This is a genomic window from Xenorhabdus mauleonii (assembly GCF_900113945.1).
In the GTDB taxonomy this organism is placed as follows: Bacteria; Pseudomonadota; Gammaproteobacteria; order Enterobacterales; family Enterobacteriaceae; genus Xenorhabdus; species Xenorhabdus mauleonii.
In genome coordinates this window covers 1-24785 of the sequence record NZ_FORG01000037.1, presented here as the reverse complement: position 1 = coordinate 24785, position 24785 = coordinate 1, and the positions used below count along the sequence as shown (strand labels likewise).

44 protein-coding genes are annotated in these 24785 nt (G+C 44.5%); 38 read left to right on the top strand and 6 right to left on the bottom strand.

Features of this window, described 5'->3' with window-relative positions; translation table 11 throughout:
- The 33 genes from BM100_RS20550 to BM100_RS20390 all read left to right on the top strand — a co-directional run.
- A partial coding sequence (locus BM100_RS20550) for an EF-Tu C-terminal domain-related protein (protein ID WP_092514323.1) occupies positions 1-105 on the top strand: 105 nt, incomplete at its 5' end.
- Positions 106-348: 243 nt separating this feature from the next.
- Positions 349-543: a bacterioferritin-associated ferredoxin gene (gene bfd, locus BM100_RS20545; protein ID WP_092514321.1), complete on the top strand. Its 195-nt coding sequence runs from the start codon at positions 349-351 to the stop codon at positions 541-543.
- A 76-nt stretch (positions 544-619) separates the two neighbouring features.
- On the top strand, positions 620-1096 hold the full coding sequence (gene bfr / locus BM100_RS20540) for a bacterioferritin (protein ID WP_092514319.1): 477 nt from the start codon (positions 620-622) through the stop codon (positions 1094-1096).
- 311 nt (positions 1097-1407) lie between these two features.
- Positions 1408-1719, top strand: a complete 312-nt coding sequence (rpsJ, locus tag BM100_RS20535; RefSeq protein WP_001181005.1) for a 30S ribosomal protein S10 — start codon at positions 1408-1410, stop codon at positions 1717-1719.
- Between the two features lie 33 nt (positions 1720-1752).
- Positions 1753-2385, top strand: coding sequence for a 50S ribosomal protein L3 (rplC, locus tag BM100_RS20530; RefSeq protein ID WP_092514317.1), 633 nt, complete (start codon positions 1753-1755; stop codon positions 2383-2385).
- 16 nt (positions 2386-2401) lie between these two features.
- Positions 2402-3007 carry a 50S ribosomal protein L4 gene (gene rplD / locus BM100_RS20525; protein WP_045968043.1) on the top strand — a complete coding sequence of 202 codons (606 nt, stop codon included), beginning with the start codon at positions 2402-2404 and terminating at the stop codon, positions 3005-3007.
- Positions 3004-3306, top strand: coding sequence for a 50S ribosomal protein L23 (rplW, locus tag BM100_RS20520; RefSeq protein ID WP_038269605.1), 303 nt, complete (start codon positions 3004-3006; stop codon positions 3304-3306). The genes rplD and rplW overlap by 4 nt, the downstream gene beginning before the upstream one ends.
- 19 nt (positions 3307-3325) lie before the next feature.
- Positions 3326-4150 (top strand): 50S ribosomal protein L2, encoded by an 825-nt coding sequence (rplB, locus tag BM100_RS20515; protein WP_092514315.1) that lies wholly within the window; start codon positions 3326-3328, stop codon positions 4148-4150.
- Between the two features lie 14 nt (positions 4151-4164).
- The gene (gene rpsS, locus BM100_RS20510) at positions 4165-4443 is read left to right on the top strand and encodes a 30S ribosomal protein S19 (RefSeq protein WP_011148791.1); all 279 of its coding nucleotides are present in this window, start codon (positions 4165-4167) and stop codon (positions 4441-4443) included.
- A gap of 14 nt (positions 4444-4457) precedes the next feature.
- Positions 4458-4790, top strand: coding sequence for a 50S ribosomal protein L22 (gene rplV, locus BM100_RS20505; protein WP_010847481.1), 333 nt, complete (start codon positions 4458-4460; stop codon positions 4788-4790).
- Positions 4791-4807: 17 nt separating this feature from the next.
- Complete coding sequence (gene rpsC / locus BM100_RS20500; protein ID WP_010847482.1) at positions 4808-5509, top strand: 30S ribosomal protein S3; 702 nt, start codon at positions 4808-4810, stop codon at positions 5507-5509.
- A 12-nt stretch (positions 5510-5521) separates the two neighbouring features.
- Complete coding sequence (gene rplP, locus BM100_RS20495; RefSeq protein WP_012990491.1) at positions 5522-5932, top strand: 50S ribosomal protein L16; 411 nt, start codon at positions 5522-5524, stop codon at positions 5930-5932.
- The gene (gene rpmC, locus BM100_RS20490; protein WP_010847484.1) at positions 5932-6123 is read left to right on the top strand and encodes a 50S ribosomal protein L29; all 192 of its coding nucleotides are present in this window, start codon (positions 5932-5934) and stop codon (positions 6121-6123) included. Before rplP ends, rpmC begins: the two co-directional genes overlap by 1 nt.
- Positions 6123-6377 (top strand): 30S ribosomal protein S17, encoded by a 255-nt coding sequence (gene rpsQ, locus BM100_RS20485; RefSeq protein ID WP_074021482.1) that lies wholly within the window; start codon positions 6123-6125, stop codon positions 6375-6377. Before rpmC ends, rpsQ begins: the two co-directional genes overlap by 1 nt.
- 176 nt (positions 6378-6553) lie before the next feature.
- Complete coding sequence (gene rplN, locus BM100_RS20480) at positions 6554-6925, top strand: 50S ribosomal protein L14 (protein ID WP_010847486.1); 372 nt, start codon at positions 6554-6556, stop codon at positions 6923-6925.
- Positions 6926-6935: 10 nt separating this feature from the next.
- Positions 6936-7250: a 50S ribosomal protein L24 gene (gene rplX, locus BM100_RS20475; RefSeq protein ID WP_092514313.1), complete on the top strand. Its 315-nt coding sequence runs from the start codon at positions 6936-6938 to the stop codon at positions 7248-7250.
- A 13-nt stretch (positions 7251-7263) separates the two neighbouring features.
- The gene (gene rplE, locus BM100_RS20470; protein ID WP_092514311.1) at positions 7264-7803 is read left to right on the top strand and encodes a 50S ribosomal protein L5; all 540 of its coding nucleotides are present in this window, start codon (positions 7264-7266) and stop codon (positions 7801-7803) included.
- Between the two features lie 12 nt (positions 7804-7815).
- The gene (gene rpsN / locus BM100_RS20465) at positions 7816-8121 is read left to right on the top strand and encodes a 30S ribosomal protein S14 (RefSeq protein WP_010847489.1); all 306 of its coding nucleotides are present in this window, start codon (positions 7816-7818) and stop codon (positions 8119-8121) included.
- 33 nt (positions 8122-8154) lie between these two features.
- On the top strand, positions 8155-8547 hold the full coding sequence (rpsH, locus tag BM100_RS20460) for a 30S ribosomal protein S8 (RefSeq protein ID WP_038269618.1): 393 nt from the start codon (positions 8155-8157) through the stop codon (positions 8545-8547).
- A gap of 14 nt (positions 8548-8561) precedes the next feature.
- Positions 8562-9095 carry a 50S ribosomal protein L6 gene (gene rplF / locus BM100_RS20455; RefSeq protein WP_010847491.1) on the top strand — a complete coding sequence of 178 codons (534 nt, stop codon included), beginning with the start codon at positions 8562-8564 and terminating at the stop codon, positions 9093-9095.
- Between the two features lie 9 nt (positions 9096-9104).
- Positions 9105-9458, top strand: a complete 354-nt coding sequence (gene rplR, locus BM100_RS20450; protein ID WP_012990483.1) for a 50S ribosomal protein L18 — start codon at positions 9105-9107, stop codon at positions 9456-9458.
- A 14-nt stretch (positions 9459-9472) separates the two neighbouring features.
- Positions 9473-9973: a 30S ribosomal protein S5 gene (rpsE, locus tag BM100_RS20445; protein WP_092514309.1), complete on the top strand. Its 501-nt coding sequence runs from the start codon at positions 9473-9475 to the stop codon at positions 9971-9973.
- A gap of 5 nt (positions 9974-9978) precedes the next feature.
- A complete protein-coding gene (gene rpmD, locus BM100_RS20440; protein WP_045968059.1) occupies positions 9979-10158 on the top strand; it encodes a 50S ribosomal protein L30 in 180 nt (59 codons plus the stop codon).
- A 3-nt stretch (positions 10159-10161) separates the two neighbouring features.
- Complete coding sequence (rplO, locus tag BM100_RS20435; protein ID WP_092514307.1) at positions 10162-10596, top strand: 50S ribosomal protein L15; 435 nt, start codon at positions 10162-10164, stop codon at positions 10594-10596.
- 7 nt (positions 10597-10603) lie between these two features.
- Positions 10604-11935, top strand: a complete 1332-nt coding sequence (secY, locus tag BM100_RS20430; protein ID WP_086113931.1) for a preprotein translocase subunit SecY — start codon at positions 10604-10606, stop codon at positions 11933-11935.
- Positions 11936-11967: 32 nt separating this feature from the next.
- Positions 11968-12084, top strand: a complete 117-nt coding sequence (gene rpmJ, locus BM100_RS20425) for a 50S ribosomal protein L36 (protein ID WP_012768118.1) — start codon at positions 11968-11970, stop codon at positions 12082-12084.
- A gap of 148 nt (positions 12085-12232) precedes the next feature.
- On the top strand, positions 12233-12589 hold the full coding sequence (gene rpsM, locus BM100_RS20420; RefSeq protein WP_086955014.1) for a 30S ribosomal protein S13: 357 nt from the start codon (positions 12233-12235) through the stop codon (positions 12587-12589).
- Positions 12590-12605: 16 nt separating this feature from the next.
- Positions 12606-12995 carry a 30S ribosomal protein S11 gene (rpsK, locus tag BM100_RS20415; RefSeq protein WP_002919257.1) on the top strand — a complete coding sequence of 130 codons (390 nt, stop codon included), beginning with the start codon at positions 12606-12608 and terminating at the stop codon, positions 12993-12995.
- A 35-nt stretch (positions 12996-13030) separates the two neighbouring features.
- A complete protein-coding gene (gene rpsD / locus BM100_RS20410) occupies positions 13031-13651 on the top strand; it encodes a 30S ribosomal protein S4 (RefSeq protein WP_092514305.1) in 621 nt (206 codons plus the stop codon).
- 25 nt (positions 13652-13676) lie between these two features.
- On the top strand, positions 13677-14666 hold the full coding sequence (locus BM100_RS20405; protein WP_038240465.1) for a DNA-directed RNA polymerase subunit alpha: 990 nt from the start codon (positions 13677-13679) through the stop codon (positions 14664-14666).
- Positions 14667-14706: 40 nt separating this feature from the next.
- On the top strand, positions 14707-15099 hold the full coding sequence (gene rplQ / locus BM100_RS20400) for a 50S ribosomal protein L17 (protein WP_010847501.1): 393 nt from the start codon (positions 14707-14709) through the stop codon (positions 15097-15099).
- A gap of 180 nt (positions 15100-15279) precedes the next feature.
- The gene (gene zntR / locus BM100_RS20395) at positions 15280-15693 is read left to right on the top strand and encodes a Zn(2+)-responsive transcriptional regulator (protein ID WP_092514303.1); all 414 of its coding nucleotides are present in this window, start codon (positions 15280-15282) and stop codon (positions 15691-15693) included.
- An 89-nt stretch (positions 15694-15782) separates the two neighbouring features.
- Positions 15783-15983, top strand: a complete 201-nt coding sequence (locus BM100_RS20390) for an alternative ribosome-rescue factor A (RefSeq protein WP_092514301.1) — start codon at positions 15783-15785, stop codon at positions 15981-15983.
- A 35-nt stretch (positions 15984-16018) separates the two neighbouring features.
- On the opposite strand, the gene trkA is transcribed toward BM100_RS20390, so the two are convergent.
- The 4 genes from trkA to def all read right to left on the bottom strand — a co-directional run bounded on the left by trkA (position 16019) and on the right by def (position 20342).
- A complete protein-coding gene (gene trkA / locus BM100_RS20385; protein ID WP_092514299.1) occupies positions 16019-17395 on the bottom strand; it encodes a Trk system potassium transporter TrkA in 1377 nt (458 codons plus the stop codon).
- 90 nt (positions 17396-17485) lie between these two features.
- Positions 17486-18775 (bottom strand): 16S rRNA (cytosine(967)-C(5))-methyltransferase RsmB, encoded by a 1290-nt coding sequence (gene rsmB / locus BM100_RS20380; RefSeq protein ID WP_092514297.1) that lies wholly within the window; start codon positions 18773-18775, stop codon positions 17486-17488.
- An 82-nt stretch (positions 18776-18857) separates the two neighbouring features.
- Positions 18858-19805, bottom strand: a complete 948-nt coding sequence (fmt, locus tag BM100_RS20375; RefSeq protein WP_092514295.1) for a methionyl-tRNA formyltransferase — start codon at positions 19803-19805, stop codon at positions 18858-18860.
- A 24-nt stretch (positions 19806-19829) separates the two neighbouring features.
- Entirely contained in the window at positions 19830-20342 is a 513-nt protein-coding gene (gene def / locus BM100_RS20370; RefSeq protein WP_092514293.1) for a peptide deformylase, read from the bottom strand.
- Positions 20343-20473: 131 nt separating this feature from the next.
- Here def and dprA point away from each other — a divergent pair, with 131 nt between their 5' ends.
- Genes dprA through BM100_RS20345 form a run of 5 tightly spaced genes read left to right on the top strand, consistent with a single transcriptional unit; the run spans position 20474 to position 23839 of the window.
- Positions 20474-21556, top strand: a complete 1083-nt coding sequence (dprA, locus tag BM100_RS20365; protein ID WP_092514291.1) for a DNA-protecting protein DprA — start codon at positions 20474-20476, stop codon at positions 21554-21556.
- A 56-nt stretch (positions 21557-21612) separates the two neighbouring features.
- Positions 21613-22170 (top strand): DNA topoisomerase family protein, encoded by a 558-nt coding sequence (locus BM100_RS20360; protein WP_092514289.1) that lies wholly within the window; start codon positions 21613-21615, stop codon positions 22168-22170.
- Positions 22167-22736, top strand: a complete 570-nt coding sequence (gene tsaC, locus BM100_RS20355; protein ID WP_092514287.1) for an L-threonylcarbamoyladenylate synthase type 1 TsaC — start codon at positions 22167-22169, stop codon at positions 22734-22736. The genes BM100_RS20360 and tsaC overlap by 4 nt, the downstream gene beginning before the upstream one ends.
- Before the next feature lie 6 nt (positions 22737-22742).
- Positions 22743-23564, top strand: a complete 822-nt coding sequence (aroE, locus tag BM100_RS20350; protein WP_092514285.1) for a shikimate dehydrogenase — start codon at positions 22743-22745, stop codon at positions 23562-23564.
- Positions 23561-23839 (top strand): DUF1488 family protein, encoded by a 279-nt coding sequence (locus BM100_RS20345; protein ID WP_092514283.1) that lies wholly within the window; start codon positions 23561-23563, stop codon positions 23837-23839. The genes aroE and BM100_RS20345 overlap by 4 nt, the downstream gene beginning before the upstream one ends.
- Here the strand turns inward: BM100_RS20345 and BM100_RS20340 are convergent.
- Together BM100_RS20340 and BM100_RS23440 are read right to left on the bottom strand one after the other, a co-directional pair.
- Complete coding sequence (locus BM100_RS20340; protein WP_092514325.1) at positions 23797-24360, bottom strand: gamma carbonic anhydrase family protein; 564 nt, start codon at positions 24358-24360, stop codon at positions 23797-23799. The two genes, BM100_RS20345 and BM100_RS20340, sit on opposite strands and share 43 nt — an antisense overlap.
- A 185-nt stretch (positions 24361-24545) precedes the next feature.
- A partial coding sequence (locus BM100_RS23440) for a hypothetical protein (RefSeq protein WP_217648213.1) occupies positions 24546-24785 on the bottom strand: 240 nt, incomplete at its 5' end.

Genomic DNA, 24785 nt, shown 5'->3' with positions numbered 1-24785 from the left:
GTAACTCTGATTGCGCCAATCGCAATGGACGAAGGTCTGCGTTTCGCAATCCGTGAAGGCGGCCGTACTGTTGGTGCTGGTGTTGTTGCTAAAGTTATTGCTTAATCTTTGATAATAAAAAGATTATGAAGAGAGAGGCGTAAGCCTCTCTTTTTTTATTCAAGGCCACCTCTATTGGTGGCTTTTTTTATCTCCAAACAAAACAAAAACAGCAATTGAAATGAGATTCATTTCTATTTACACTTAACTGAGTGGCGTTTATTTTATAAACTCAAATTTCTTGAGGCTTAGATATTTTATCTAGTCTGAGCCGTTAGTAAGAATGTAAATAGTTAAAAGAGTGTTTCCATGTATGTATGTCTCTGCAATGCAGTAAGTGATAAAACAATACGTAACGCTGTTCATCAGCGTCATGTGCGTTCCATTCGGGAATTAAGAAATTTTGTCCCTGTGGGAAATGATTGCGGGAAATGTATACGGCAAGCACGTGAAATATTGAATGAGGAAATTGCGTTACTGCCTCCAATAAATAATGTCGCGTAAAATAAATACAATTTTCTTGCAATTACTCTGCCAAATTAGTACTACACTGTAGTGACTGGAAGCGGAGGAACTTGCTATGAAAGGTGATAAAAAGATAATTGCACATCTGAACAAGCTTCTTGGTAATGAGCTTGTTGCTATTAATCAGTACTTTCTGCATGCCCGAATGTTCAAAAATTGGGGTTTGATGCGTTTAAACGAAGTTGAGTATCACGAATCTATTGATGAAATGAAGCATGCTGATAAGTTTATCGAGCGTATTCTCTTTCTGGAAGGCATACCCAATCTACAGGATTTAGGTAAGCTGAATATTGGGGAAGATGTAGAGGAAATGCTGCAGTCTGATCTGGATTTGGAGCTACGCGGTGCCAAAGATCTCAGGGAGGCAATCGCATATGCTGATTCAGTCCATGATTATGTCAGCCGGGATCTAATGATAGAGGTCCTTGCTGATGAAGAAAATCACATAGACTGGTTGGAAACTCAACTTGAACTTATTACTCGAATTGGTATACAGAATTATATTCAATCCCAGCTTGCTGATGAAGTATAGCTCTAATTATACGCCCTATAATTTGATACATATAGGGCGTTTACCTTCCCCCTAGTCCTTTCCTGCCTTTTAATTCGCACTTTTTTGAATAGATTTCACCCTTAATATTGCTTTGCGGGTAAATTCACGTATAATGCGCGAGCTTACCTACGCAGTAGGACTGATTTAATCAGTGATGCGCGGTGAATTTACCGCCATTAAAATACTCCCGATATGGGGGTTATACATTGAACGATTACACTCCCCCATCAATCGAAATGGGTGTGAGGAGTAATTATTTACGTTTATAAAATAGTTGGAGCTCTGGTCTCATGCAGAACCAAAGAATCCGTATCCGCCTGAAAGCATTTGATCATCGTTTGATCGATCAATCAACTGCGGAAATCGTAGAGACCGCTAAGCGCACTGGTGCGCAGGTTCGTGGTCCGATCCCGCTGCCGACTCGTAAAGAGCGCTTTACCGTTCTGATTTCTCCGCACGTAAACAAAGACGCGCGTGATCAGTACGAAATTCGCACTCACAAACGTCTGGTTGACATCGTTGAGCCAACCGAGAAAACCGTTGATGCTCTGATGCGTCTGGATCTGGCTGCCGGTGTAGACGTGCAGATCAGCCTGGGTTAATCAGGGTCATTGAACGATTGAGAGGTTGAAACAATGATTGGTTTAGTCGGTAAAAAAGTGGGCATGACTCGTATCTTCACTGAAGATGGCGTTTCAATCCCTGTAACTGTTATCGAAATCGAAGATAACCGTGTGACTCAAGTTAAAAGCAATGAGACAGATGGTTATCGCGCAATTCAGGTAACGACTGGTAGCAAAAAAGCTAACCGCGTTAATAAATCTGAAGCAGGTCATTTCGCTAAAGCTGGCGTTGAAGCTGGCCGCATCCTGCGTGAATTCCGTCTGTCAGAAGGCGATGCAGAGTTCACTGTAGGTCAAAGCATTAGCGTTGAAATTTTCGCTGACGTTAAAAAAGTCGACGTTACTGGTACATCTAAAGGTAAAGGTTTCGCGGGTACTGTTAAACGCTGGAACTTCCGTACTCAAGATGCTACTCACGGTAACTCCTTGTCCCACCGTGTTCCGGGTTCTATCGGTCAGAACCAGACTCCGGGCAAGGTATTTAAAGGCAAGAAAATGGCAGGCCAACTGGGTAATGAGCGTGTAACCGTTCAGAGCTTGGATGTAGTACGTGTTGACGCTGAGCGTAACCTGCTGCTGGTCAAAGGTGCTGTTCCAGGTGCAACGAACAGTAACCTGATCGTAAAACCGGCTGTCAAGGCGTAACGTCGAGGAGATAGGAATGGAATTGGTAATGAAAGACGCGCAAAGCGCGCTGACTGTTTCCGAAACTACCTTCGGGCGTGATTTCAATGAAGCGCTTGTGCATCAAGTAGTTGTTGCGTATGCAGCTGGTGCTCGTCAAGGTACTCGTGCTCAGAAAACTCGTGCTGAAGTTTCTGGTTCAGGTAAAAAACCATGGCGTCAGAAAGGCACTGGCCGTGCGCGTTCTGGTTCAATTAAGAGCCCAATTTGGCGCTCTGGTGGTGTAACTTTCGCAGCGAAGCCACAGGACCACAGTCAAAAAGTTAATAAAAAGATGTACCGCGGTGCCCTGAAAAGCATTCTGTCTGAACTGGTACGTCAAGATCGTCTGATCGTTGTCGAGAAGTTCTCTGTTGAAGCACCTAAAACTAAGTTGCTGGTACAGAAACTGAAAGAAATGGCATTGGAAGACGTGCTGATCGTCACTGGCGAAGTTGATGAGAATCTGTTCTTAGCAGCTCGTAACCTGTACAAGGTTGACGTTCGTGATGCAGCAGGTATCGATCCAGTAAGCCTGATTGCCTTCGACAAAGTGGTTATGACTGCTGAAGCTGTGAAGCAAGTTGAGGAGATGCTGGCATGATCCGTGAAGAACGTCTGCTGAAAGTACTGCGCGCGCCGCATGTATCTGAAAAAGCTTCTACAGCGATGGAAAAAAGCAATACCATCGTTCTCAAAGTTGCGAAAGACGCGACTAAAGCAGAGATCAAAGCTGCCGTACAGAAACTCTTTGAAGTTGAAGTTGAAGGTGTAAACACTTTGCTGGTTAAAGGTAAAGTTAAACGCCACGGTCAGCGTATTGGTCGTCGTAGCGACTGGAAAAAAGCTTACGTCACCCTGAAAGAAGGCCAGAACCTGGACTTCGTTGGCGGCGCTGAGTAAGTCGGAGGAGTAAAGAACAATGGCAGTTGTTAAATGTAAACCTACGTCTCCGGGTCGCCGCCACGTTGTTAAAGTGGTTAACCCTGAGCTGCATAAGGGTAAACCTTATGCTCCGTTGTTAGAAAAAAACAACAAAACTGGTGGTCGTAACAACAATGGTCGCATTACCACTCGTCACATTGGTGGTGGCCATAAACAGCACTATCGTCTGATTGACTTCAAACGCAATAAAGATGGTATCCCTGCTGTTGTTGAGCGTCTGGAATATGATCCAAACCGTTCAGCAAACATCGCACTGGTTCTGTATAAAGACGGTGAACGCCGTTACATTCTTGCGCCTAAAGGCCTGAAAGCAGGTGATCAAATCCAGTCTGGTGCTGATTCAGCAATCAAAACTGGTAACACCCTGCCAATGCGCAATATCCCGGTTGGTTCTACTGTTCACAACATAGAAATGAAACCAGGTAAAGGCGGCCAGCTGGCTCGTTCAGCAGGTGCTTATGCTCAGATCGTTGCACGTGATGGTTCTTATGTAACCCTGCGTCTGCGTTCTGGTGAAATGCGTAAAGTACTGTCTGATTGCCGTGCTACTTTAGGTGAAGTTGGTAACGCGGAACATATGCTGCGCGTTCTGGGTAAAGCTGGTGCAAGCCGCTGGCGTGGTGTTCGTCCTACCGTTCGTGGTACGGCGATGAACCCAGTAGACCATCCACATGGTGGTGGTGAAGGTCGTAACTTTGGTAAGCACCCTGTAACTCCATGGGGCATCCAGACCAAAGGTAAGAAGACCCGTAGCAACAAACGTACTGATCAATACATCGTACGTCGCCGTTCTAAAAAATAATTAGAGGATAAGCCATGCCACGTTCTCTCAAGAAAGGTCCATTTATTGACCTGCACTTGCTGAAGAAGGTAGAGAAAGCGGTGGAAAGCGGAGACAAAAAGCCTATTAAGACTTGGTCCCGTCGTTCAACGATCTTTCCTAACATGATCGGTTTGACCATCGCTGTCCATAATGGTCGTCAGCATGTTCCAGTTTTTGTTTCCGACGAAATGGTTGGTCACAAACTGGGTGAATTCGCGCCGACCCGTACTTATCGCGGCCATGCGGCCGATAAAAAGGCTAAAAAGCGCTAAGGTAGGAGGAAGAGATGGAAACTATCGCTAAACATCGCCACGCTCGTTCTTCTGCTCAGAAGGTTCGCCTTGTGGCTGACCTGATCCGCGGTAAGAAAGTGTCGCAAGCTCTGGAAACTCTGACCTATACCAACAAAAAAGCTGCTGGTTTAGTGAAGAAAGTACTTGAGTCTGCTATTGCTAACGCAGAACACAACGATGGCGCTGACATCGATGATCTGAAAGTCACGAAGATTTTCGTAGACGAAGGCCCAACAATGAAGCGCATTATGCCTCGTGCAAAAGGCCGTGCAGATCGTATCCTGAAGCGCACCAGCCACATTACTGTGGTTGTGTCCGATCGCTGAGACTCTGGAGACTAGCAATGGGTCAGAAAGTACATCCTAATGGTATTCGTCTGGGGATTGTCAAACCTTGGAACTCTACCTGGTATGCGAATACCAAAGAATTCGCTGACAACCTGGACAGTGACTTTAAAGTTCGCCAGTACTTGAATAAAGAACTGGTTAAAGCATCTATTTCACGTATCGTTATCGAACGTCCTGCTAAAAGCATTCGTGTGACTATACACACTGCTCGCCCAGGTATCGTAATCGGTAAAAAAGGTGAAGACGTAGAAAAACTGCGTAAGGCTGTAGCGGATATCGCTGGCGTTCCTGCGCAGATTAATATTGCCGAAGTGCGTAAGCCTGAACTGGACGCAAAATTGGTTGCAGACAGCATCAGTTCACAGCTGGAACGTCGTGTTATGTTCCGCCGTGCGATGAAACGTGCTGTACAAAACGCAATGCGTTTGGGCGCTAAAGGTATCAAAGTGGAAGTAAGCGGCCGTCTGGGCGGTGCTGAAATCGCACGTACTGAATGGTATCGTGAAGGTCGTGTACCTCTGCACACTCTGCGTGCGGACATCGACTACAATACCTCTGAAGCGCACACCACTTATGGTGTAATCGGCGTTAAGGTATGGATCTTCAAAGGTGAGATCCTGGGTGGTATGGCTGCAGTTGAACAGGCGGAAAAACCGGCTGCTCAACCTAAAAAGCAGCAGCGTAAAGGCCGCAAGTAAGGAGAGTCGCTGATGTTACAACCAAAGCGTACGAAATTCCGCAAAGTGCACAAAGGCCGCAACCGTGGTCTGGCTGCAGGTGCGGATGTTAGCTTCGGCACTTTCGGTCTGAAAGCTGTGGGCCGTGGTCGTCTGACTGCTCGTCAGATCGAAGCGGCACGTCGTGCTATGACCCGTGCAATTAAGCGTCAAGGTAAAATCTGGATCCGTGTGTTCCCAGACAAACCTATCACCGAAAAGCCACTCGAAGTGCGTATGGGTAAAGGTAAAGGTAACGTAGAATACTGGGTTGCCTTGATCCAGCCCGGTAAAGTCCTGTATGAAATGGACGGTGTGCCTGAAGAGCTGGCTCGTGAAGCATTCAAGCTGGCAGCAGCGAAACTGCCTATCAAAACCACCTTTGTAACTAAGACGGTGATGTAATGAAAGCACAAGAGCTGCGCGAAAAAAGCGTTGAAGAGCTGAACACTGAGCTGCTGAACCTGTTGCGTGAACAATTCAATTTGCGTATGCAGGCGGCAAGTGGCCAGCTGCAACAGTCTCATCTGTTGAAACAAGTGCGTCGTAATATTGCACGCGTTAAGACTTTACTGACTGAGAAGGCGGGTGCGTAATGACCGATAAAATCCGTACTCTGCAAGGTCGTGTTGTTAGCGATAAAATGGAAAAATCCATTGTTGTTGCTATTGAACGTAAGGTGAAACACCCACTGTATGGTAAATTCATCAAACGTACGACCAAACTGCACGTACATGACGAGAACAATGAATGTGGAATTGGTGACGTAGTGGAAATCCGCGAAACCCGTCCACTGTCTAAGACTAAATCTTGGACTTTAGTTCGCGTTATAGAGAAAGCGGTTCTATAATAGGACGCTATCTCGTACGAAATAAACGGCCCAAAAAATAACGGGGCCGTTTATTTTTCTGTCCATCGCGAAGATGTGGTGTTATAATGCCGCGCCCTCGTAGTATGGGATATTGAAACGGCCTCTTTAAAAATTAAAGTGGCTCAGTAGTAGTTGACATTTAGCGGAGCACTAAAATGATCCAAGAACAGACTATGCTGAACGTGGCCGACAACTCCGGTGCACGTCGCGTAATGTGTATCAAGGTTCTAGGTGGCTCGCACCGTCGCTACGCACATGTCGGTGACATCATTAAAATCACCATTAAGGAAGCAATTCCTCGTGGTAAAGTGAAAAAAGGTGATGTCCTGAAAGCGGTAGTGGTGCGCACCAAGAAGGGTGTTCGTCGCCCGGACGGTTCTGTCATTCGCTTCGATAGCAACGCCTGCGTATTGTTAAATAACAATAGTGAGCAAGTTATCGGTACGCGTATTTTTGGGCCGGTAACTCGTGAACTTCGTAATGAGAAGTTTATGAAAATTATCTCTCTGGCACCTGAAGTACTCTAAGGAGCAGGCAATGGCAGCGAAAATCCGTCGTGAAGACGAAATTATCGTGCTGACCGGTAAAGACAAAGGTAAGCGCGGTAAAGTAAAACAGGTTCTTTCTTCTGGTAAGATCGTTGTTGAAGGTATCAATCTGGTTAAAAAACATCAGAAGCCAGTTCCGGCTCTGAACCAACCAGGTGGCATCGTTGAAAAAGAAGCAGCTATCAATGTTTCTAACGTTGCAATCTTCAATGCAGCAACCGGCAAGGCTGACCGTGTAGGTTTTAGATTCGAAGACGGTAAAAAAGTCCGTTTCTTCAAATCTAACAACGAAACTATCAAGTAATTTGGAGTATACGATGGCGAAACTGCATGATTACTACAAAGACGAGGTAGTCAAAAAACTGATGACTCAGTTTGGTTACCATTCTGTCATGCAAGTCCCTCGGGTCGAGAAGATCACCCTGAACATGGGTGTTGGTGAAGCGATCGCTGACAAAAAACTGCTGGATAACGCAGCAGCTGATTTGACAGCAATCTCTGGTCAGAAACCTTTGATCACCAAAGCTCGCAAGTCAGTTGCAGGCTTCAAAATCCGTCAGGGCTATCCAATCGGCTGTAAAGTAACCCTGCGTGGAAAACGCATGTGGGAGTTCTTTGAGCGCCTGATTTCTATTGCTGTACCTCGTATCCGTGACTTCCGTGGTTTGTCCGCGAAATCTTTTGATGGTCGTGGTAACTACAGCATGGGTGTTCGTGAGCAAATCATCTTCCCTGAAATCGATTACGATAAAGTGGATCGTGTGCGTGGTTTAGATATTACTATCACCACTACTGCGAAATCTGATGATGAAGGTCGCGCACTGTTGGCTGCGTTTAACTTCCCGTTCCGCAAGTAAGGCAGGGTACTCATGGCTAAGCAATCAATGAAAGCACGTGATGTAAAACGTGCGAAATTAGCTGAGAAATTCTTCGCAAAACGCGTTGAACTGAAAGCGATCATCTCTGATGTAAACGCATCCGATGAAGACCGTTGGAATGCTGTTCTCAAGCTGCAAACACTGCCACGTGATTCAAGCCCTTGCCGTCAGCGTAACCGCTGCCGTCAAACTGGGCGTCCGCATGCATTTTTGCGGAAGTTTGGGTTAAGCCGTATTAAAGTCCGTGAAGCCGCTATGCGCGGTGAAATCCCGGGCCTTAAAAAGGCTAGCTGGTAATTGTCACCAATTGAATCACGGGAGTAAAGACAGATGAGCATGCAAGATCCGATCGCGGATATGCTGACCCGTATCCGTAACGGTCAAGCCGCGAATAAAGTTGCGGTCACCATGCCTTCCTCCAAGCTGAAAGTGGCAATTGCCAAAGTGCTGAAGGAAGAAGGTTATATTGAAGATTTTAAAATCGAAGGCGACACTAAGCCAGAACTGGAAGTAACACTGAAATACTTCCAAGGTAAGGCTGTAGTAGAAAGCATTCAGCGTGTAAGCCGCCCAAGTCTGCGCATCTATAAGAAAAAAGATGAGCTGCCACAAGTTATGGCTGGTTTGGGTATCGCTGTTGTTTCTACCTCTAAAGGTGTTATGACTGATCGTGCAGCTCGCCAAGCTGGTCTTGGTGGCGAGATTCTCTGCTACGTAGCTTAATTCGGGAGGAAAGAATGTCTCGTGTTGCAAAAGCACCCGTCGTCATTCCTGCCGGCGTAGAGGTTAAACTCAACGGTCAGGTTATTTCGATTAAGGGTAAAAACGGCGAATTAAGTCGTGAAATCCACAACGCAGTTGAAGTTACACATGCAGACAACCAGCTGACTTTCGCTCCACGCGAAGGTTTTGCAGATGCTTGGGCTCAGGCGGGTACAACTCGTTCTCTGCTGAATGCTATGGTTATCGGTGTTAACGAAGGCTTCACTAAGAAGCTTCAACTGGTGGGTGTTGGTTACCGTGCAGCGGTTAAAGGCAATGCAGTTAGCTTGTCTTTAGGCTTCTCGCATCCGGTTGAGCATCAGCTGCCAGCAGGCATCACTGCGGAATGCCCATCACAAACTGAAATCGTACTGAAAGGTGCTGATAAGCAGGTGATTGGTCAGGTTGCGGCAGATTTGCGTGCCTATCGTCGTCCTGAGCCATATAAAGGCAAGGGTGTTCGTTACGCCGATGAAGTCGTGCGTACCAAAGAGGCTAAGAAGAAGTAAGGTAACACTATGGATAAGAAAGCAGCTCGTATCCGTCGTGCGACCCGCGCACGCCGCAAGCTCCAGGAACTGGGTGCAACTCGCCTGGTGGTACACCGTACCCCTCGCCATATTTATGCGCAGGTTATCGCACCAAATGGTTCTGAAACTCTGGTGGCCGCTTCTACAACAGAAAAAGCTATCAGTGAACAACTGAAATTTACTGGAAACAAAGAAGCCGCAGCAGTAGTTGGTAAAATTGTTGCTGAACGCGCTCTGGAAAAAGGCATCAAAAATGTATCCTTTGACCGTTCTGGTTTCCAATATCATGGTAGAGTCCAGGCACTGGCAGATGCTGCCCGTGAAGCTGGCCTTCAGTTCTAAGGTAGAGGTGTAAGATGGCTCACATCGAAAAACAAGCTGGCGAACTGCAGGAAAAGCTGATCGCGGTAAATCGCGTATCTAAAACCGTTAAAGGTGGCCGCATTTTCAGCTTTACAGCACTGACTGTAGTTGGTGATGGTAACGGTCGCGTTGGTTTTGGCTACGGCAAAGCACGCGAAGTTCCGGCAGCGATCCAGAAAGCGATGGAAAAAGCCCGTCGCAATATGAAAACCGTCGCCCTTAACAGCGGCACTCTGTACCACCCAGTGAAAGGCACTCACACCGGTTCTCGCGTGTTCATGCAGCCTGCTCACGAAGGTACAGGTATCATCGCCGGTGGTGCGATGCGCGCTGTTCTGGAAGTATCTGGAGTTCGTAACGTACTGGCTAAAACCTATGGTTCCACTAACCCGATCAACGTGGTTCGTGCAACTCTGGACGCTTTAGACAGCATGAAGTCTCCAGAAATGGTCGCAGCTAAGCGTGGCAAATCCGTCGAAGAAATTCTGGGGTAATGACCATGGCTAAGACTATCAAAATTACGCAGGTTCGCAGCTCAATTGGTCGTTTGCCTAAACACAAGGCAACCCTGACTGGTTTAGGTCTGCGTCGCATTGGTCATACTGTTGAACGCGAAGATACACCAGCGATCCGCGGTATGGTCAACTTGGTTTCCTATATGGTTAAAGTTGAGGAGTAACAGATGCGCTTAAATACTCTGTCTCCGGCTGAAGGTGCCAAGCACGCATCTAAACGTGTAGGTCGTGGTATCGGTTCTGGCCTGGGTAAAACCGGCGGTCGTGGTCACAAAGGTCAGAAGTCTCGTTCTGGCGGTGGCGTTCGTCGCGGTTTCGAAGGCGGCCAGATGCCTTTGTATCGTCGTCTGCCAAAATTTGGTTTCACTTCACGTAAGGCAATGATCACTGCAGAAATTCGTCTGTCTGATTTTGCTCGTGTTGAAGGCGATGTTATTGATCTGAATGCACTGAAAGCTGCTAACATTATTGGCCCTCAAATTGAATTCGCTAAAGTAATGCTTTCTGGCGAAGTCAATCGCGCAGTAACTGTGCGTGGCTTGCGTGTTACTAAAGGCGCCCGCGCTGCAATTGAAGCTGCTGGCGGTAAAATTGAGGAATAAGTAACAGATGGCTAAACAACCAGGATTAGATTTTCAAAGTGCTAAAGGTGGACTAGGCGAGTTAAAACGCAGACTTTTGTTTGTTATTGGAGCTCTAATTGTTTTCCGTATTGGTTCTTTTATTCCAATCCCTGGTATTGATGCCACTGTGCTTGCCAAATTGCTCGAGCAGCAAAGAGGCACCATCATTGAAATGTTTAATATGTTCTCTGGTGGTGCTTTAAGCCGTGCTTCCATCTTTGCACTGGGTATAATGCCGTATATTTCTGCGTCAATTATTATTCAGTTGCTGACTGTGGTTAATCCCCGTTTAGCAGAGATTAAGAAGGAAGGGGAAGCTGGTCGTCGTAAGATCAGTCAATACACCCGTTATGGCACATTAGTGCTGGCAATATTTCAGTCAATCGGTATCGCTACTGGATTGCCGAATATGCCTGGAATGCAAGGATTAGTCATTAATCCAGGTTTTGCGTTCTACTTCACGGCTGTTGTAAGTCTGGTCACGGGAACCATGTTCTTGATGTGGCTGGGTGAGCAGATTACTGAACGAGGTATCGGTAACGGTATTTCGATCATAATCTTTGCTGGTATCGTTGCGGGATTACCGCCTGCAATTGGTCACACTATCGAGCAAGCTCGGCAAGGCGATCTGCACTTCCTCCTGTTGCTGTTGGTTGCAGTATTAGTATTTGCCGTAACTTTCTTCGTTGTTTTCATGGAGCGTGGTCAACGTCGTATCGTTGTTAACTATGCAAAACGTCAACAAGGTCGTAAAGTTTTCGCGGCACAAAGTACACATTTACCGTTGAAAGTGAATATGGCTGGGGTTATCCCTGCAATTTTTGCTTCCAGTATTATTTTGTTCCCTGGTACCATAGCTTCTTGGTTTGGTGGCGGAACAGGCTGGAACTGGCTAACAACTATTTCTATGTATTTGCAGCCAGGTCAACCGCTTTATGTGTTATTATACGCATCTGCAATCATCTTCTTCTGTTTCTTCTACACGGCTTTGGTATTCAATCCAAGAGAAACAGCAGATAACCTGAAGAAGTCCGGTGCATTTGTACCAGGAATTCGTCCGGGAGAGCAAACGGCTAAGTACATCGATAAAGTAATGACTCGTCTAACCTTAGTTGGCGCGTTATATATTACTTTTATCTGCTTAATCCCGGAGTTCATGCGTGACGCAATGAAAGTTCCATTCTATTTTGGTGGTACTTCCCTACTGATTGTAGTTGTTGTTATCATGGACTTTATGGCTCAAGTGCAAACTCTAATGATGTCGAGTCAGTATGAGTCTGCATTGAAGAAGGCAAACCTGAAAGGATATAACCGCTAACTGGTTTGCTTGAGAAGTTACGGAGAGTAAAAATGAAAGTTCGTGCTTCCGTCAAGAAATTATGCCGCAACTGCAAGATCGTTAAGCGTAACGGTATCGTTCGCGTGATTTGCAGTGCAGAGCCTAAGCACAAACAGCGCCAAGGCTAATTAATCGCATATTTTTCTTGCAAAGTTGGGTTGAGCTGGCTAAATTAGCCAGCCAATCTTTTTTATCTGACAGCAACATTGTTTGAGTATCCTGAAAACGGGCTTTTCAGAATGATGTTGCAGTGAATAAATATTGTAGGAGTGCATAGTGGCCCGTATAGCAGGCATTAACATTCCTGATCAGAAACATACCGTAATCGCGTTAACCTCGATTTACGGCATCGGCAAAACCCGCTCACAGGCTATCTGTGCAGCAACAGGTATTGCTGAAAATGTTAAGATCAGTGAGCTGTCTGAAGAGCAAATTGACAAGCTGCGTGACGAAGTTGCCAAATACGTTGTAGAAGGTGACCTGCGTCGTGAAGTAACCCTGAGTATCAAACGTCTAATGGACCTTGGTTGCTATCGTGGTTTACGTCATCGTCGTGGTCTGCCAGTACGCGGTCAGCGTACCAAGACCAATGCACGTACCCGTAAGGGTCCGCGTAAGCCGATCAAGAAATAATCGGGGTGATTGAATAATGGCAAAAGCACCTATTCGTGCACGTAAGCGTGTAAGGAAACAAGTCTCTGACGGTGTGGCTCATATCCATGCTTCTTTCAACAACACCATCGTTACCATTACTGATCGTCAGGGTAACGCATTGGGTTGGGCAACAGCCGGTGGTTCCGGTTTCCGTGGTTCTCGTAAATCTACTCCGTTTGCGGCTCAGGTTGCAGCAGAACGCTGTGCTGAAGCAGTAAAAGAATACGGAATTAAGAACCTGGAAGTTATGGTAAAAGGACCTGGTCCTGGCCGTGAGTCAACTATCCGCGCGTTAAACGCGGCTGGTTTCCGCATCACTAATATTACTGATGTGACTCCGATTCCTCATAACGGTTGTCGTCCACCGAAAAAACGTCGCGTTTAATACGTCTTCGTTTTTAGGATTGTTGGAGAAAGAAAATGGCAAGATATTTGGGTCCTAAGCTCAAGCTGAGCCGCCGCGAAGGTACAGACCTTTTCCTGAAGTCTGGCGTTCGCGCGATTGACACCAAGTGTAAGTTAGAACAAGCACCAGGCCAGCACGGCGCACGTAAGCCGCGTCTGTCTGACTATGGTGTTCAGTTACGTGAAAAACAAAAAGTTCGTCGTATTTACGGTGTTCTGGAGCGTCAATTCCGTAACTACTATAAAGAAGCTACTCGTCTGAAAGGCAACACAGGTGAAAACCTGTTGAACTTGCTTGAAAGTCGTTTGGATAACGTCGTTTATCGTATGGGCTTTGGCGCGACTCGTGCTGAATCACGTCAGATGGTAAGCCACAAGGCTATCATGGTAAATGGTCGCGTCGTTAACATCGCTTCTTATCAGGTATCCCCGAATGACGTAGTCAGCGTTCGTGAAAAAGCGAAGAAGCAGGCTCGCATTAAAGCAGCCTTAGAGCTGGCTGAGCAGCGTGAGAAACCAACTTGGTTGGAAGTTGATGCTGCGAAGATGGAAGGTATGTTCAAGCGTATTCCTGAACGTGCTGATCTATCCGCTGACATTAACGAACACCTGATCGTCGAGCTTTACTCTAAGTAAAGCTTAGCACCAAAGAGAGGACACAATGCAGGGTTCTGTGACAGAGTTTCTAAAACCGCGCCTGGTAGATATCGAGCAAGTCAGTTCGACGCACGCCAAGGTGACCCTTGAGCCATTAGAGCGTGGCTTTGGCCATACTCTTGGCAACGCACTGCGCCGTATTCTGCTTTCGTCTATGCCGGGTTGTGCGGTGACTGAGGTTGAGATTGATGGTGTACTGCATGAGTACAGCACCAAAGAAGGTGTACAGGAAGATATCCTGGAGATTCTCCTCAATCTGAAAGGGCTGGCGGTGAAAGTTCAGGGTAAAGATGAAGTTATCATTACCTTGAATAAATCTGGCATTGGCCCTGTGACTGCAGCCGACATCATCCATGATGGTGATGTCGAAATCGTCAAGCCGCAGCACGTAATCTGCCATCTGACTGACGAAAGTGCTTCCATTAGCATGCGTATTAAAGTTCAGCGCGGTCGTGGTTATGTGCCGGCTTCTGCCCGAATTCATTCGGAAGAAGATGAGCGCCCTATCGGTCGTTTGTTAGTAGATGCTTGCTATAGCCCAGTAGAGCGTATCGCCTACAATGTTGAAGCAGCTCGTGTAGAACAGCGTACTGACCTGGATAAGCTGGTTATCGAAATGGAGACTAACGGTACAATCGATCCTGAAGAAGCGATTCGCCGTGCAGCTACCATTTTGGCTGAACAACTGGAAGCTTTCGTTGACTTACGTGATGTACGTCAACCAGAAGTTAAAGAAGAGAAGCCAGAATTTGATCCGATCCTGCTGCGCCCTGTTGACGATCTGGAATTGACTGTCCGCTCTGCTAACTGCCTTAAAGCAGAAGCTATCCACTACATCGGTGATCTGGTACAGCGTACCGAGGTTGAGTTACTTAAGACACCTAACTTGGGTAAAAAATCTCTTACAGAGATTAAAGACGTACTGGCTTCACGTGGACTTTCTCTGGGCATGCGTCTGGAAAATTGGCCACCAGCAAGTATTGCTGATGAATAACTAGATCACAGGTTAAGGTTTTACTGAGAAGGATAAGGTCATGCGCCATCGTAAGAGTGGTCGTCAATTGAACCGCAACAGCAGCCATCGCCAAGCTATGTTCCGTAACATGGCAGGTTCTTTGGTTCGTCATGAAATCATCAAGACGACTCTGCCTAAAGCGAAAGAACTGCGTCGCGTCGTTGAGCCGCTGATTACTCTTGCCAAGACCGACAGCGTAGCTAATCGTCGTCTGGCATTCGCCCGTACTCGTGATAACGAGATCGTGGCAAAACTGTTTAATGAACTGGGTCCGCGTTTTGCGAGCCGTGCAGGTGGTTACACTCGTATTCTGAAGTGTGGCTTCCGTGCAGGTGACAATGCACCGATGGCATACATCGAGCTTGTTGACCGCGCAGCTGAGTCTCAGACTGAAGCAGCATCTGCAGAGTAATCTGTAGAAGCGTAAAAAACCGGGATAATACCCGGTTTTTTATTGCTCTCTTAACTTCCCTTCCTAAAATAATTATCTCGCGATTTCATTAGATATCCCCTAAATATCTCTTGAGTAGGTGATCTCTTAATCTATTCTGATAGTATTGTTCTTATTTTTTCTTTGATAGGAGTGACTCCTATGTATCGTATTGGTCAGTTGGCTAAGTTAGCTAGCGTTACACCTGATACTATTCGCTTTTATGAAAAGCAAGGCTTGATGCTTCATGGAGAGAGAACAGAAGGCGGTTATCGGCTTTATACTGAACAAGATTTACAGAGGCTACGGTTTATCCGTTATGCGAAACAATTAGGCTTCACATTAGAGGCAATTGCGGAACTGTTATCTATTCGAGTGGATCCTGAACATCATACTTGCCAAGAATCTAAGCAAATCGTTGATTCAAGATTACGGGAAGTTGAAGAAAAGTTATTGGAAATGCAGAGAATGCGTGATTCTTTGAAGATGCTCAGCGATGCTTGTTGTGGTAGTAGCCATACCAGCATATATTGCTCTATCTTGGAAATATTAGAAGAAGGTGCAACGAATAAGTAATTTTTCTTTATTACACTGTAGGGTAAGAGTACAATCGAGCTGCTTTTTAAGCAGAAATTATGTTAATTGATTACTGTTCGAGGTTAATAATGTCAACATATCGCCATAAAAAGGGCATTATCAAAGATAATGCAATAGAAGCTTTGTTACACGATCCTTTATTTCGGCAAAGAGTAGAAAAAAACAAAAAAGGTAAAGGAAGTTATAATCGTAAAGAAAAACATGGCAAAAATAGTGGTTGGGAGGCCAATGATAATAATTTTTTCAAGTTGTTATCATTGGCCTTCTAACATATTAGGCAGAATATATTAGTCGTGAAATCCTGTTAAAGGAAAAAAGGGCTAGGTTGGAAAAGCTTTTCTACTTCGGGAACGAATTTTTTATCTGTAATAAACATGATTACATGGTCACCTTGTTGAATGATGCTGTAATCATTAGCAATAATCACTTCTTCACTACGAACAATCGCCCCGATTGTTGTGCCTGGCGGTAGTTTGATATCACTTATCTTGCGCCCAACTACTTTTGACGTATTCTCGTCACCATGTGCTATGGCTTCGATAGCTTCCGCAACACCTCGTCTTAATGAGAATACACTGACAATATCAGCCTTACGCACATGACCAAGTAAAGCAGATACCGTTGCTTGTTGAGGAGAAATGGCAATATCAATAACTCCTCCTTGTACTAAGTCAACATATGCACTGCGTTGAATAAGAACCATGGCTTTTTTGGCTCCCATTCGTTTTGCAAGCATGGCAGACATAATATTGGCTTCATCGTCATTGGTGAGGGCGATAAAAACATCTACTTGTTCAATATGCTCTTCTGCCAGTAATTCTTGATCTGATGCATCACCATAGAACACGATGGTGTCATGTAACAGTTCTGCCAGTTCCGTCGCCCTTTCTTGGTTATGCTCAATCAATTTGACACTATAATCTTTCTCGAGGCGTAGAGCCAAACCTGCACCAACATTGCCTCCTCCAACAATCATAATTCGTTTATACGGCTTTTCGAGACGTTGCAGCTCACTCATTACAGCTCGAATATGCTGTGATGCTGCAACAAAGAATACTTCATCTCCAGCTTCGATAATTGTTGAACCTTGTGGCCTGATTGGGCGATCTTGACGAAATATTGCTGCGACTTTGCTGTCAATATGTGGCATATGCTCTCGGAGTGAAGATAAAGCATTTCCAACAAGAGAACCGCCATAATAGGCTTTGACAGCCACGATACTGACACGGTTTTCTGCAAAATTAACAACTTGCAATGCACCAGGATATTGAATCAATTTGTAGATGTAATCAATGACCAGCTGCTCAGGTGATATTAGGTAATCAATAGGAATATCATCAGGTTGAAATAATTTTTCTGACTCTCGAATATATTCGGATGATCGTATTCTGGCGACTTTATTTGGCGTATTAAATAAAGAGTAAGCAATTTGACATGCAATCATATTGGTTTCATCTGAATTTGTCACAGCAACCAACATATCTGCATCTTCAGCACCAGCTTCCCTTAATACTCTGGGATGGGAACCATGGCCGTTTACAACTCGGAGATCGAATTTATCCTGCAATTGACGTAAACGATCTGTATCGGTATCAACGACAGTAATATCATTGTTTTCATCGACCAAATTCTCGGCCAATGTTCCGCCAACTTGGCCTGCACCCAGAATAATTATCTTCATAGCATTCTCTTCTTGATTAGAAAGCCGTCTTTCCTTGCTATTTTAGCAAAACAGTAAGGTTCTCTCGCTCATTTGGAGCGAAAAGAGCGATTATTGCTTAGTTAGCCGTACATAAAAGAAACCGTCGCCGCCTGCAATCTCTGGAATAATTTGCGTTCCTGGATTTTCCAATGTGCTTGTTTCAGATAATGCAGCATCGGTATGGCGTTTCATAAACGATTTAATTTGCTCACTATTTTCTTGAGGCAAGATGGAGCAGGTTGCGTACACTAAAGTGCCGTTCTTTTTCAAATATGGCCATATAGCATCAAGAATTTCAGCTTGCAGCATAACTAATTGGTCAATATCTTCATTTCTGCGTAGCCATTTTATATCCGGGTGTCGGCGAATAACGCCAGTAGCAGAACACGGCGCATCTAAAAGAATACGATCAAATTGTTCATTATTGGCCCATTCGTGTGGAAGTCTTCCATCACCAACTTTGACGGCAGCATGTAAATTCAGTCGTTGTAAATTCTCTTTTACCCGTTTAATTCTTTGTTCATCAATGTCGACGGCTAATACCTCAGATCTTGGCGCTATTTCAAGAATATGGGTTGTTTTTCCACCCGGAGCGGCACAAAGATCCAGTATAGATTCGTCGTTACATGGGGTTAATAATTCGGCACAGCCTTGAGCTGAACGATCTTGAATCGTAACCCATCCTTTGTCAAAACCGGGTAGGGAGTTGACGGGACAAGGATTTAGTAAACGGATTGCACTGGTATGGTTGATATCCAATTCTGCTTCTATATTGGCTTTTTCTAACAGTGCCAGATATTCGCTAGCTGTATGATGTTGTTGATTTACTCGTAACCACATAGGTGGCTTTTGGTTATTGGCACAGATGATATCTTGCCAATTTTGTGGGTAAGCTTTTTGAATACGTTCTAGTAACCACTTGGGATGAAGGTGTTGACTGATATGATTATTTGCTTGCTCGACAAGTTCTTGCTGTTGGCGCTGAAATTGGCGAAGGACTCCATTGATTAACCCTTTTAATTGTGGACGTTTTAAGCTAATCGCACCATTAACAGTTTCGGCAAGAGCTGCATGTGCAGGTATACGCGTATAAATAAGTTGATATATTCCAACCATGATCAAATAGTGGAAAATACGCTGCTTTCCCTTCAATGGTTTTTCCATCAATTTATTAATAAACCATTGAAGCTGAGGGAGTACCCTCATAACACCAAAACAGAGTTCTTGCAGCAAGGCCTTATCTTTGTCGGAAACTTTTTGTTGGAGTTCTGGAATGACGGTGCTGAGAGATTGTCCTTGTTCTAGCACTTGAGTGATTGCTTTGGCAGCGGTACTTCGCAGGTTATATGTATTTTTCATGGTATGGCCAAAAACTGACTATCATCAGCATAAATAAAATGGGAGAAGCCTGTATGAAGAAAACATACAGGCAAAATTAATATCAGTTGATTTTGTTGCCCGGTGTGAACCATTCACGTTTGGAATTTAAAAGATCGGCTGCAGTCATTGCTTTTTTGCCTGGTGGCTGTAACTGAAGAATATTTAATATTCCATCCGAGGTTGCAACCTGAATCCCTTTTTTATCTGCTTGAATGATTGTCCCTGGATCTAACGTGGTTTGTTCTGCGATAACTTCTGCTTGCCAAACTTTAATAGGTTGATCATCGATCAAGAAAAAACTGATAGGCCATGGATTGAAAGCACGAATACAACGCTCAAGTTGAATTGCTGATAAATTCCAATCCAGTTTAGCTTCGTCCTTACTCAGCTTTTTGGCATAGGTTGCCTGGGCGTTATCTTGAATTTCAGGTTGGCATTTGCCAGAAGTGATTAAATCTAAGGTATTGAGTAACGCTTCCGGGCCAATATCAGCTAATTTTGCATATAAGCTAGCGCTAGTATCTTCTTTTGTAATTGGGCAAACTGCTTTCAGTAGCATATTGCCAGTATCAAGCCCTGCGTCCATTTGCATAATTGTTACGCCAGTTTCTTGATCCCCAGCCCAAACAGAACGTTGAATAGGGGCTGCACCCCGCCAACGAGGTAACAAAGAACCGTGAACATTCAGACATCCAAGGCGTGGTATATCTAATACGGCTTGGGGCAGAATCAATCCATATGCAACAACGATCATAATATCGGCCTGTTGCTCAATGACCCATTGCTGGTTTTCTTCCACACGCAAGGTTTTTGGCTGAAAAACAGGGATATTATGCTCTTCAGCCAATGCTTTCACAGGGCTTGGTGTCAGTTTTTTACCTCTTCCTGCCGGTTTGTCTGGTTGAGTGAGGACTCCGACAACTTGGTGTTGAGAGTTTAATAAAGCAGCCAAATGGCTAGCCGCGAAATCAGGGGTTCCGGCAAAAATAATACGTAAAGAATCAGACACTGTTATTTCCTGCAATGATAAAAATTATTTGCTCTTGGTTCTCAGCCGATCAATTTTTTCAACTTTCTGGCGAATACGCTGGCGTTTCAGTGGCGATAAATAATCGACAAACAACTTACCGACCAAGTGATCCATTTCATGTTGAATACAGATTGCCAACAGGTCATCCGCCTCTAATTCAAATGGCTGACCGTGATAATCCAGAGCCTTGATTTTGACTTGCTCAAAACGTGGCACAAAGGCACGTTGTTCAGGAACAGATAAACAACCTTCTTCTATCCCTGTTTCACCAGCCTCATTGATTAACTCAGGATTAATAAGCACAAGACGCTGATCACGATTTTCAGAGACGTCAATGACAATAATACGTTGATGGATATCGACTTGTGTTGCCGCTAATCCGATACCTTCCTCTGCATACATCGTGTCAAACATATCATCAATGATACGCTGGATTTCTGCATCGACTTTTTCTACAGGCTTTGCGATTGTGCGAAGTCGCTCGTCTGGATAATGTAATACTTGTAAAACTGACATATATGTTTAGAACTGCATCCAAAAAGTGAGTGATAATTGGCGCCTATTCTAGACATTTCCCGTTTAGATTGACAGTATTGAACACAAATTAATCATGCAGGTGTAACTCTCAATCAGGTCAGGATGACGATATGGAAGCGATGGAAATATGGTTGCGAATGAAAATGGTTTCTCATCTGTCCGCCATAAAAGCGATGGCTATTATAGAACGGTTACTGCAATCGAAAAGTTGTAATGCAGCGACTCTTAAATCATACGGCTTGTCGGCAACGCAATGTTTGCAATTTTTTAAGGCCAATTCTTCTACGCTGGTTGCATGCCTTAATTGGTTAGAAAAACCGGATAACCATTTATTGACGTTTTCTCACCGCGCATACCCACCTTTGCTAAAGCAGATACATTCCCCACCTCTTGTGCTTTTTGTTACTGGTGATGTTTCAGTGTTGTCTCAAAAGCAAATATCAATAGTAGGTAGCAGGGCTTCAACTTTCTATGGAGAGAAATGGGGAAAAATATTTGCCGGAGAGTTAGCTAAAAACAATCTGGTAATAACGAGTGGATTGGCACTTGGCATTGATGGTATTTGCCATCAGGCTGCGCTCGATTCAGGCGGAAAAACTATCGCTGTATTGGGGAGTGGTCTTGAAAATATCTATCCCAGCCGTCACCAATTTTTGGCCCAGCGTATTAAAGAAAATGGCGCCTTGGTTTCTGAATTTTTCCCTGATACGCCACCTAAGGCCAAAAATTTCCCAAGACGAAATCGAATTATTAGCGGCTTGAGTCTAGCCGTTCTAATTGTGGAGGCCCATAAAAATAGCGGCTCATTGATTACAGCCCGCTGTGCTCTTGAGCAAGGGCGGGATATCTTTGCTTTGCCTGGCCCGTTAGGGGGAGCTTCAAATGAAGGTAATCATTGGTTAATTAAACAGGGAGCCTACTTAGCGACCAATGCGGTGGACATAATGGAACATGTTAATGCATCTTTTCAGTGGGTTAACCTTGAGGATAACGAAAAAAGAGGCAAACAATTTGAGCAAACAGAGTTGCCATTTGCAGATGTGCTGGTTAACGTAAGTAATGAAGCGACTCCTGTTGATGTGATCGCGCAGCGTTCTTCCCTTCCTGTGGCAGAAGTCATGACCAAGCTATTGGAATTAGAGCTTATGGGAAAAGTGGCTGTTGTCGCTGGTGGGTATATTCTGATCGATTGATAGATCAATTTATTATTTGTCCAATATTATGGTGATTGGTACTCCGTGAGTGAGATATGTCTAAGAAAGTCCCCTTTGCAATAAAAGAAACAGAATATTGCCCGGAATGTGGCTCTGAGTTAGTTATCCGCAATGGGAGTCATGGGCCATTTTACGCATGTTCCGGCTATCCAACTTGCCACTATCTTCGTCCTTTAAAAACACTGGGTGAGGGGCATGTAGTTAAAGAATTAGATGGGCAGCTATGCCCGAAATGTGGAGCCATGTTGGTATTACGGCAAGGGCGTTATGGTATGTTTATTGCCTGTAGCGATTACCCTGAATGTGAACACACTGAACTGATCGATAAGCCCGGTGATACATCAATTAGATGCCCTCAATGCCAACAAGGTAAACTGCTTCAACGTAAGTCTCGATTTGGTAAAACATTTCATTCTTGTAGCCGTTATCCCGAGTGCCAATTTGCTCTCAATAATAAGCCAATCTCAGGAGAATGTGTGTTTTGCCATTATCCGTTATTAATTGAGAAGCGTACTTCCCAAGGCGTAAAGTTATTTTGTGCCAGTAAATTATGTAGCAAGCTGCAATTCAATGAAATTGAGAAAAAAAAATGAGTAATAAAGCCTCACCTGCATTTGATTCAATTCTTACTGCTTTAGCCGAAGAAAAAGTGATTGCCTATCCGACAGAAGCTGTTTTTGGATTAGGATGCGATCCTGATAGTGAAGATGCAGTGCAAGAATTATTGGCATTGAAAAATAGATCCTGGGAAAAAGGATTGATCCTCATTGCTGATAATTATGAGCGGCTATGCACTTATATTGATGATGTGCAGCTGACCGATACACAGAAAGAAACGATATTTTCATTTTGGCCAGGCCCAGTCACTTGGGTGATACCTGCGAAAAAAACGACACCTAAATGGCTAACCGGTAAATTTTCAACCTTGGCCGTGAGAGTCACTGATCATCCTTTAGTGAGGGAGCTGTGTTCTCTTTATGGAAAACCACTTGTTTCAACAAGTGCAAATCTAAGTGGTTTAGAGCCATGCCGAAGTATAGAAGAAGTGCGTAAGCAATTTGGTGATAGACTTCCTATTTTGGAGGGAGATGTTGGGGGACGACAGAATCCATCAGAAATACGGGATGCTCTAACAGGTAAACTGTATAGGCAAGGATAGAAACTAATGGATAAATTTGCTGTTTTTGGTAATCCAATCGCACATAGTAAATCCCCTTATATCCATCAGCTGTTTGCTCAGCAAACAGGTATTATTCATCAATATGGGCGGGTACTAGCGCCTATAGAGGAATTTGAGCAAACGTTAGCTCATTTTTTTGAGCAGGGTGGTTTAGGAGCAAATATAACGGTTCCTTTTAAAGAAAGAGCCTATAAGTGCTCAGATGAATTGACAGAGCGGGCACGTATCTGTGGAGCAGTCAATACATTAAAACAGATAGAAGGCCGGCTACTTGGTGATAATACAGATGGCATGGGGCTACTGGTGGATTTGCAGAGACTCAAATTCATCTCCCAAGGGCAGAAGATTCTAATTGTAGGTGCAGGTGGAGCAGCAAAAGGAGTCTTATATCCTTTGTTGTCAATGGGATGTTCTGTAATTATTACCAATCGTACGTTTGAGCGAGCCCAAATAGTCGCAAATACATTTTCTCTGTTAGGTGATATACAAGCCATTGAGATGAGTAGCCTTGGTCTTGGTGCTCCAGATTTTGACATTATCATTAATGCAACAGCTTCTGGTCTTGATGGACAAATTCCAGCCATATCACCATTGGTTTTCCAAAATAATAGTGTGTGCTACGACATGTATTATCAGCATGGCTTAACGCCTTTCTTGAAGTTTGCCCATCAAAATGGCGTTTCACGTTTGGCTGATGGCTTAGGCATGTTGGTGGGACAAGCGGCATATTCCTTTGAGTTATGGCATGGTGTATTGCCTGAAGTTGAGCCGGTTTTAAATGTATTAAGGAGGGAATTGCGCGGATGAACCAATCAATACAATTTCCTGACCGTGAAGAATGGGAGCAGGCCGAAGGTAAGGTGGTATTCCCAGCAATGGTGAATGGTTTGCTGGTGGAATGTATAATCAGCTCTGATGAGATAGCAGAGCGTTATGGCAAAGATCATCATCCACTCGATCTGTTTCGCCAACACCGTTGGGATTTGGAAGAAGAGTTTGAAACGATTATTTTGAGTGGGCATGATGATCAATTTGGTCGTTATTCTTTGCCTTCAGATTGCTCGGATAATGCAGATAAATAGTTATCTTTCCAGCAAGCGTAATTATTAGCGGAGTAAAGTAGCCTTTCCAACTCTTCAGATTTCAGCTTTCTTACTTGTTTGGCTGGGCTACCGACGTACAGATAACCGCTTTCTAATTTTTTCCCAGGAGGCACTAGGCTGCCGGCTCCAATAACAACATCGTCCTCAACAGTTACGCCATCAAGTAAAATAGACCCCATCCCAACTAAGACACGATTCCCAATTTTACACCCATGTAGCATAGCCTTATGGCCTACGGTAACATCTTCCCCGATTATCAGTGGATAGCCATCAGGATTATCAGGTGATTTATGTGTGACATGTAAAACAGAGCCATCTTGAATATTTGTACGTGAGCCAATGGAAACATAATTAACATCACCTCGAATTACGACAAGAGGCCAGATACTTACATTATCTGCTAATCTGACATCTCCGATCACAACAGAAGAGGGGTCTAAAAGAACCTTTTTACCAACTCGAGGATAAAAATTTAGGTATTGACGTAAAACAACAGACATAAAAACCTCAATATTCAGGGACAGATAATAATTAATAGAAATGTTATTGAGGAAAATATCACCATGCAATGAAAAAATTTGCCTTAATATTAGCCTATTTGGGTGGTTTTTATATTTACCTGGGTGAAAATTGTTCATTTGGAAATAAAATTCAAAAAAAACTATTGCCAGTCTCAGAAAACTCCCTATAATGCGCCACCACTGACCGACGCTGAGCTGAACCAAGCCGCCGAGGGCAGTGAGAGAAAAGCGAAAATAAACGCTTGACTCCGGAGGCGAAAAGCGTAAGATACGCAGCCTCGCAGCCCGGAACAAACTTCCCGGTTGCCACGCTCTTTAACAACTGAATCAGACAATCTGTGTGGGCACTCGCAAGACACTATCCAACGCCGAAAGGCGAAAAGATTAAAAAAGTCTTGAAGAGT

Coding starts and splice junctions, on each gene's coding strand:
- rpsS (WP_011148791.1), top strand. CDS start 4,165: ATGCCACGTTCTCTCAAGAAAGGTCCATTTATTGACCTGCACTTGCTG.
- rpmD (WP_045968059.1), top strand. CDS start 9,979: ATGGCTAAGACTATCAAAATTACGCAGGTTCGCAGCTCAATTGGTCGT.
- rplO (WP_092514307.1), top strand. CDS start 10,162: ATGCGCTTAAATACTCTGTCTCCGGCTGAAGGTGCCAAGCACGCATCT.
- rplB (WP_092514315.1), top strand. CDS start 3,326: ATGGCAGTTGTTAAATGTAAACCTACGTCTCCGGGTCGCCGCCACGTT.
- rplV (WP_010847481.1), top strand. CDS start 4,458: ATGGAAACTATCGCTAAACATCGCCACGCTCGTTCTTCTGCTCAGAAG.
- rplW (WP_038269605.1), top strand. CDS start 3,004: ATGATCCGTGAAGAACGTCTGCTGAAAGTACTGCGCGCGCCGCATGTA.
- BM100_RS20360 (WP_092514289.1), top strand. CDS start 21,613: ATGTCTAAGAAAGTCCCCTTTGCAATAAAAGAAACAGAATATTGCCCG.
- rpsE (WP_092514309.1), top strand. CDS start 9,473: ATGGCTCACATCGAAAAACAAGCTGGCGAACTGCAGGAAAAGCTGATC.
- rplQ (WP_010847501.1), top strand. CDS start 14,707: ATGCGCCATCGTAAGAGTGGTCGTCAATTGAACCGCAACAGCAGCCAT.
- rplR (WP_012990483.1), top strand. CDS start 9,105: ATGGATAAGAAAGCAGCTCGTATCCGTCGTGCGACCCGCGCACGCCGC.
- aroE (WP_092514285.1), top strand. CDS start 22,743: ATGGATAAATTTGCTGTTTTTGGTAATCCAATCGCACATAGTAAATCC.
- BM100_RS20340 (WP_092514325.1), bottom strand. CDS start 24,360: ATGTCTGTTGTTTTACGTCAATACCTAAATTTTTATCCTCGAGTTGGT.
- tsaC (WP_092514287.1), top strand. CDS start 22,167: ATGAGTAATAAAGCCTCACCTGCATTTGATTCAATTCTTACTGCTTTA.
- rpsQ (WP_074021482.1), top strand. CDS start 6,123: ATGACCGATAAAATCCGTACTCTGCAAGGTCGTGTTGTTAGCGATAAA.
- rplN (WP_010847486.1), top strand. CDS start 6,554: ATGATCCAAGAACAGACTATGCTGAACGTGGCCGACAACTCCGGTGCA.
- rpsK (WP_002919257.1), top strand. CDS start 12,606: ATGGCAAAAGCACCTATTCGTGCACGTAAGCGTGTAAGGAAACAAGTC.
- rpsD (WP_092514305.1), top strand. CDS start 13,031: ATGGCAAGATATTTGGGTCCTAAGCTCAAGCTGAGCCGCCGCGAAGGT.
- rpsN (WP_010847489.1), top strand. CDS start 7,816: ATGGCTAAGCAATCAATGAAAGCACGTGATGTAAAACGTGCGAAATTA.
- rsmB (WP_092514297.1), bottom strand. CDS start 18,775: ATGAAAAATACATATAACCTGCGAAGTACCGCTGCCAAAGCAATCACT.
- bfr (WP_092514319.1), top strand. CDS start 620: ATGAAAGGTGATAAAAAGATAATTGCACATCTGAACAAGCTTCTTGGT.
- rpsJ (WP_001181005.1), top strand. CDS start 1,408: ATGCAGAACCAAAGAATCCGTATCCGCCTGAAAGCATTTGATCATCGT.
- bfd (WP_092514321.1), top strand. CDS start 349: ATGTATGTATGTCTCTGCAATGCAGTAAGTGATAAAACAATACGTAAC.
- def (WP_092514293.1), bottom strand. CDS start 20,342: ATGTCAGTTTTACAAGTATTACATTATCCAGACGAGCGACTTCGCACA.
- rplC (WP_092514317.1), top strand. CDS start 1,753: ATGATTGGTTTAGTCGGTAAAAAAGTGGGCATGACTCGTATCTTCACT.
- trkA (WP_092514299.1), bottom strand. CDS start 17,395: ATGAAGATAATTATTCTGGGTGCAGGCCAAGTTGGCGGAACATTGGCC.
- BM100_RS20405 (WP_038240465.1), top strand. CDS start 13,677: ATGCAGGGTTCTGTGACAGAGTTTCTAAAACCGCGCCTGGTAGATATC.
- BM100_RS20345 (WP_092514283.1), top strand. CDS start 23,561: ATGAACCAATCAATACAATTTCCTGACCGTGAAGAATGGGAGCAGGCC.
- rplF (WP_010847491.1), top strand. CDS start 8,562: ATGTCTCGTGTTGCAAAAGCACCCGTCGTCATTCCTGCCGGCGTAGAG.
- secY (WP_086113931.1), top strand. CDS start 10,604: ATGGCTAAACAACCAGGATTAGATTTTCAAAGTGCTAAAGGTGGACTA.
- rpsC (WP_010847482.1), top strand. CDS start 4,808: ATGGGTCAGAAAGTACATCCTAATGGTATTCGTCTGGGGATTGTCAAA.
- zntR (WP_092514303.1), top strand. CDS start 15,280: ATGTATCGTATTGGTCAGTTGGCTAAGTTAGCTAGCGTTACACCTGAT.
- rpmC (WP_010847484.1), top strand. CDS start 5,932: ATGAAAGCACAAGAGCTGCGCGAAAAAAGCGTTGAAGAGCTGAACACT.
- rplX (WP_092514313.1), top strand. CDS start 6,936: ATGGCAGCGAAAATCCGTCGTGAAGACGAAATTATCGTGCTGACCGGT.
- BM100_RS20390 (WP_092514301.1), top strand. CDS start 15,783: ATGTCAACATATCGCCATAAAAAGGGCATTATCAAAGATAATGCAATA.
- rplD (WP_045968043.1), top strand. CDS start 2,402: ATGGAATTGGTAATGAAAGACGCGCAAAGCGCGCTGACTGTTTCCGAA.
- rplE (WP_092514311.1), top strand. CDS start 7,264: ATGGCGAAACTGCATGATTACTACAAAGACGAGGTAGTCAAAAAACTG.
- rpsH (WP_038269618.1), top strand. CDS start 8,155: ATGAGCATGCAAGATCCGATCGCGGATATGCTGACCCGTATCCGTAAC.
- rplP (WP_012990491.1), top strand. CDS start 5,522: ATGTTACAACCAAAGCGTACGAAATTCCGCAAAGTGCACAAAGGCCGC.
- dprA (WP_092514291.1), top strand. CDS start 20,474: ATGGAAGCGATGGAAATATGGTTGCGAATGAAAATGGTTTCTCATCTG.
- rpmJ (WP_012768118.1), top strand. CDS start 11,968: ATGAAAGTTCGTGCTTCCGTCAAGAAATTATGCCGCAACTGCAAGATC.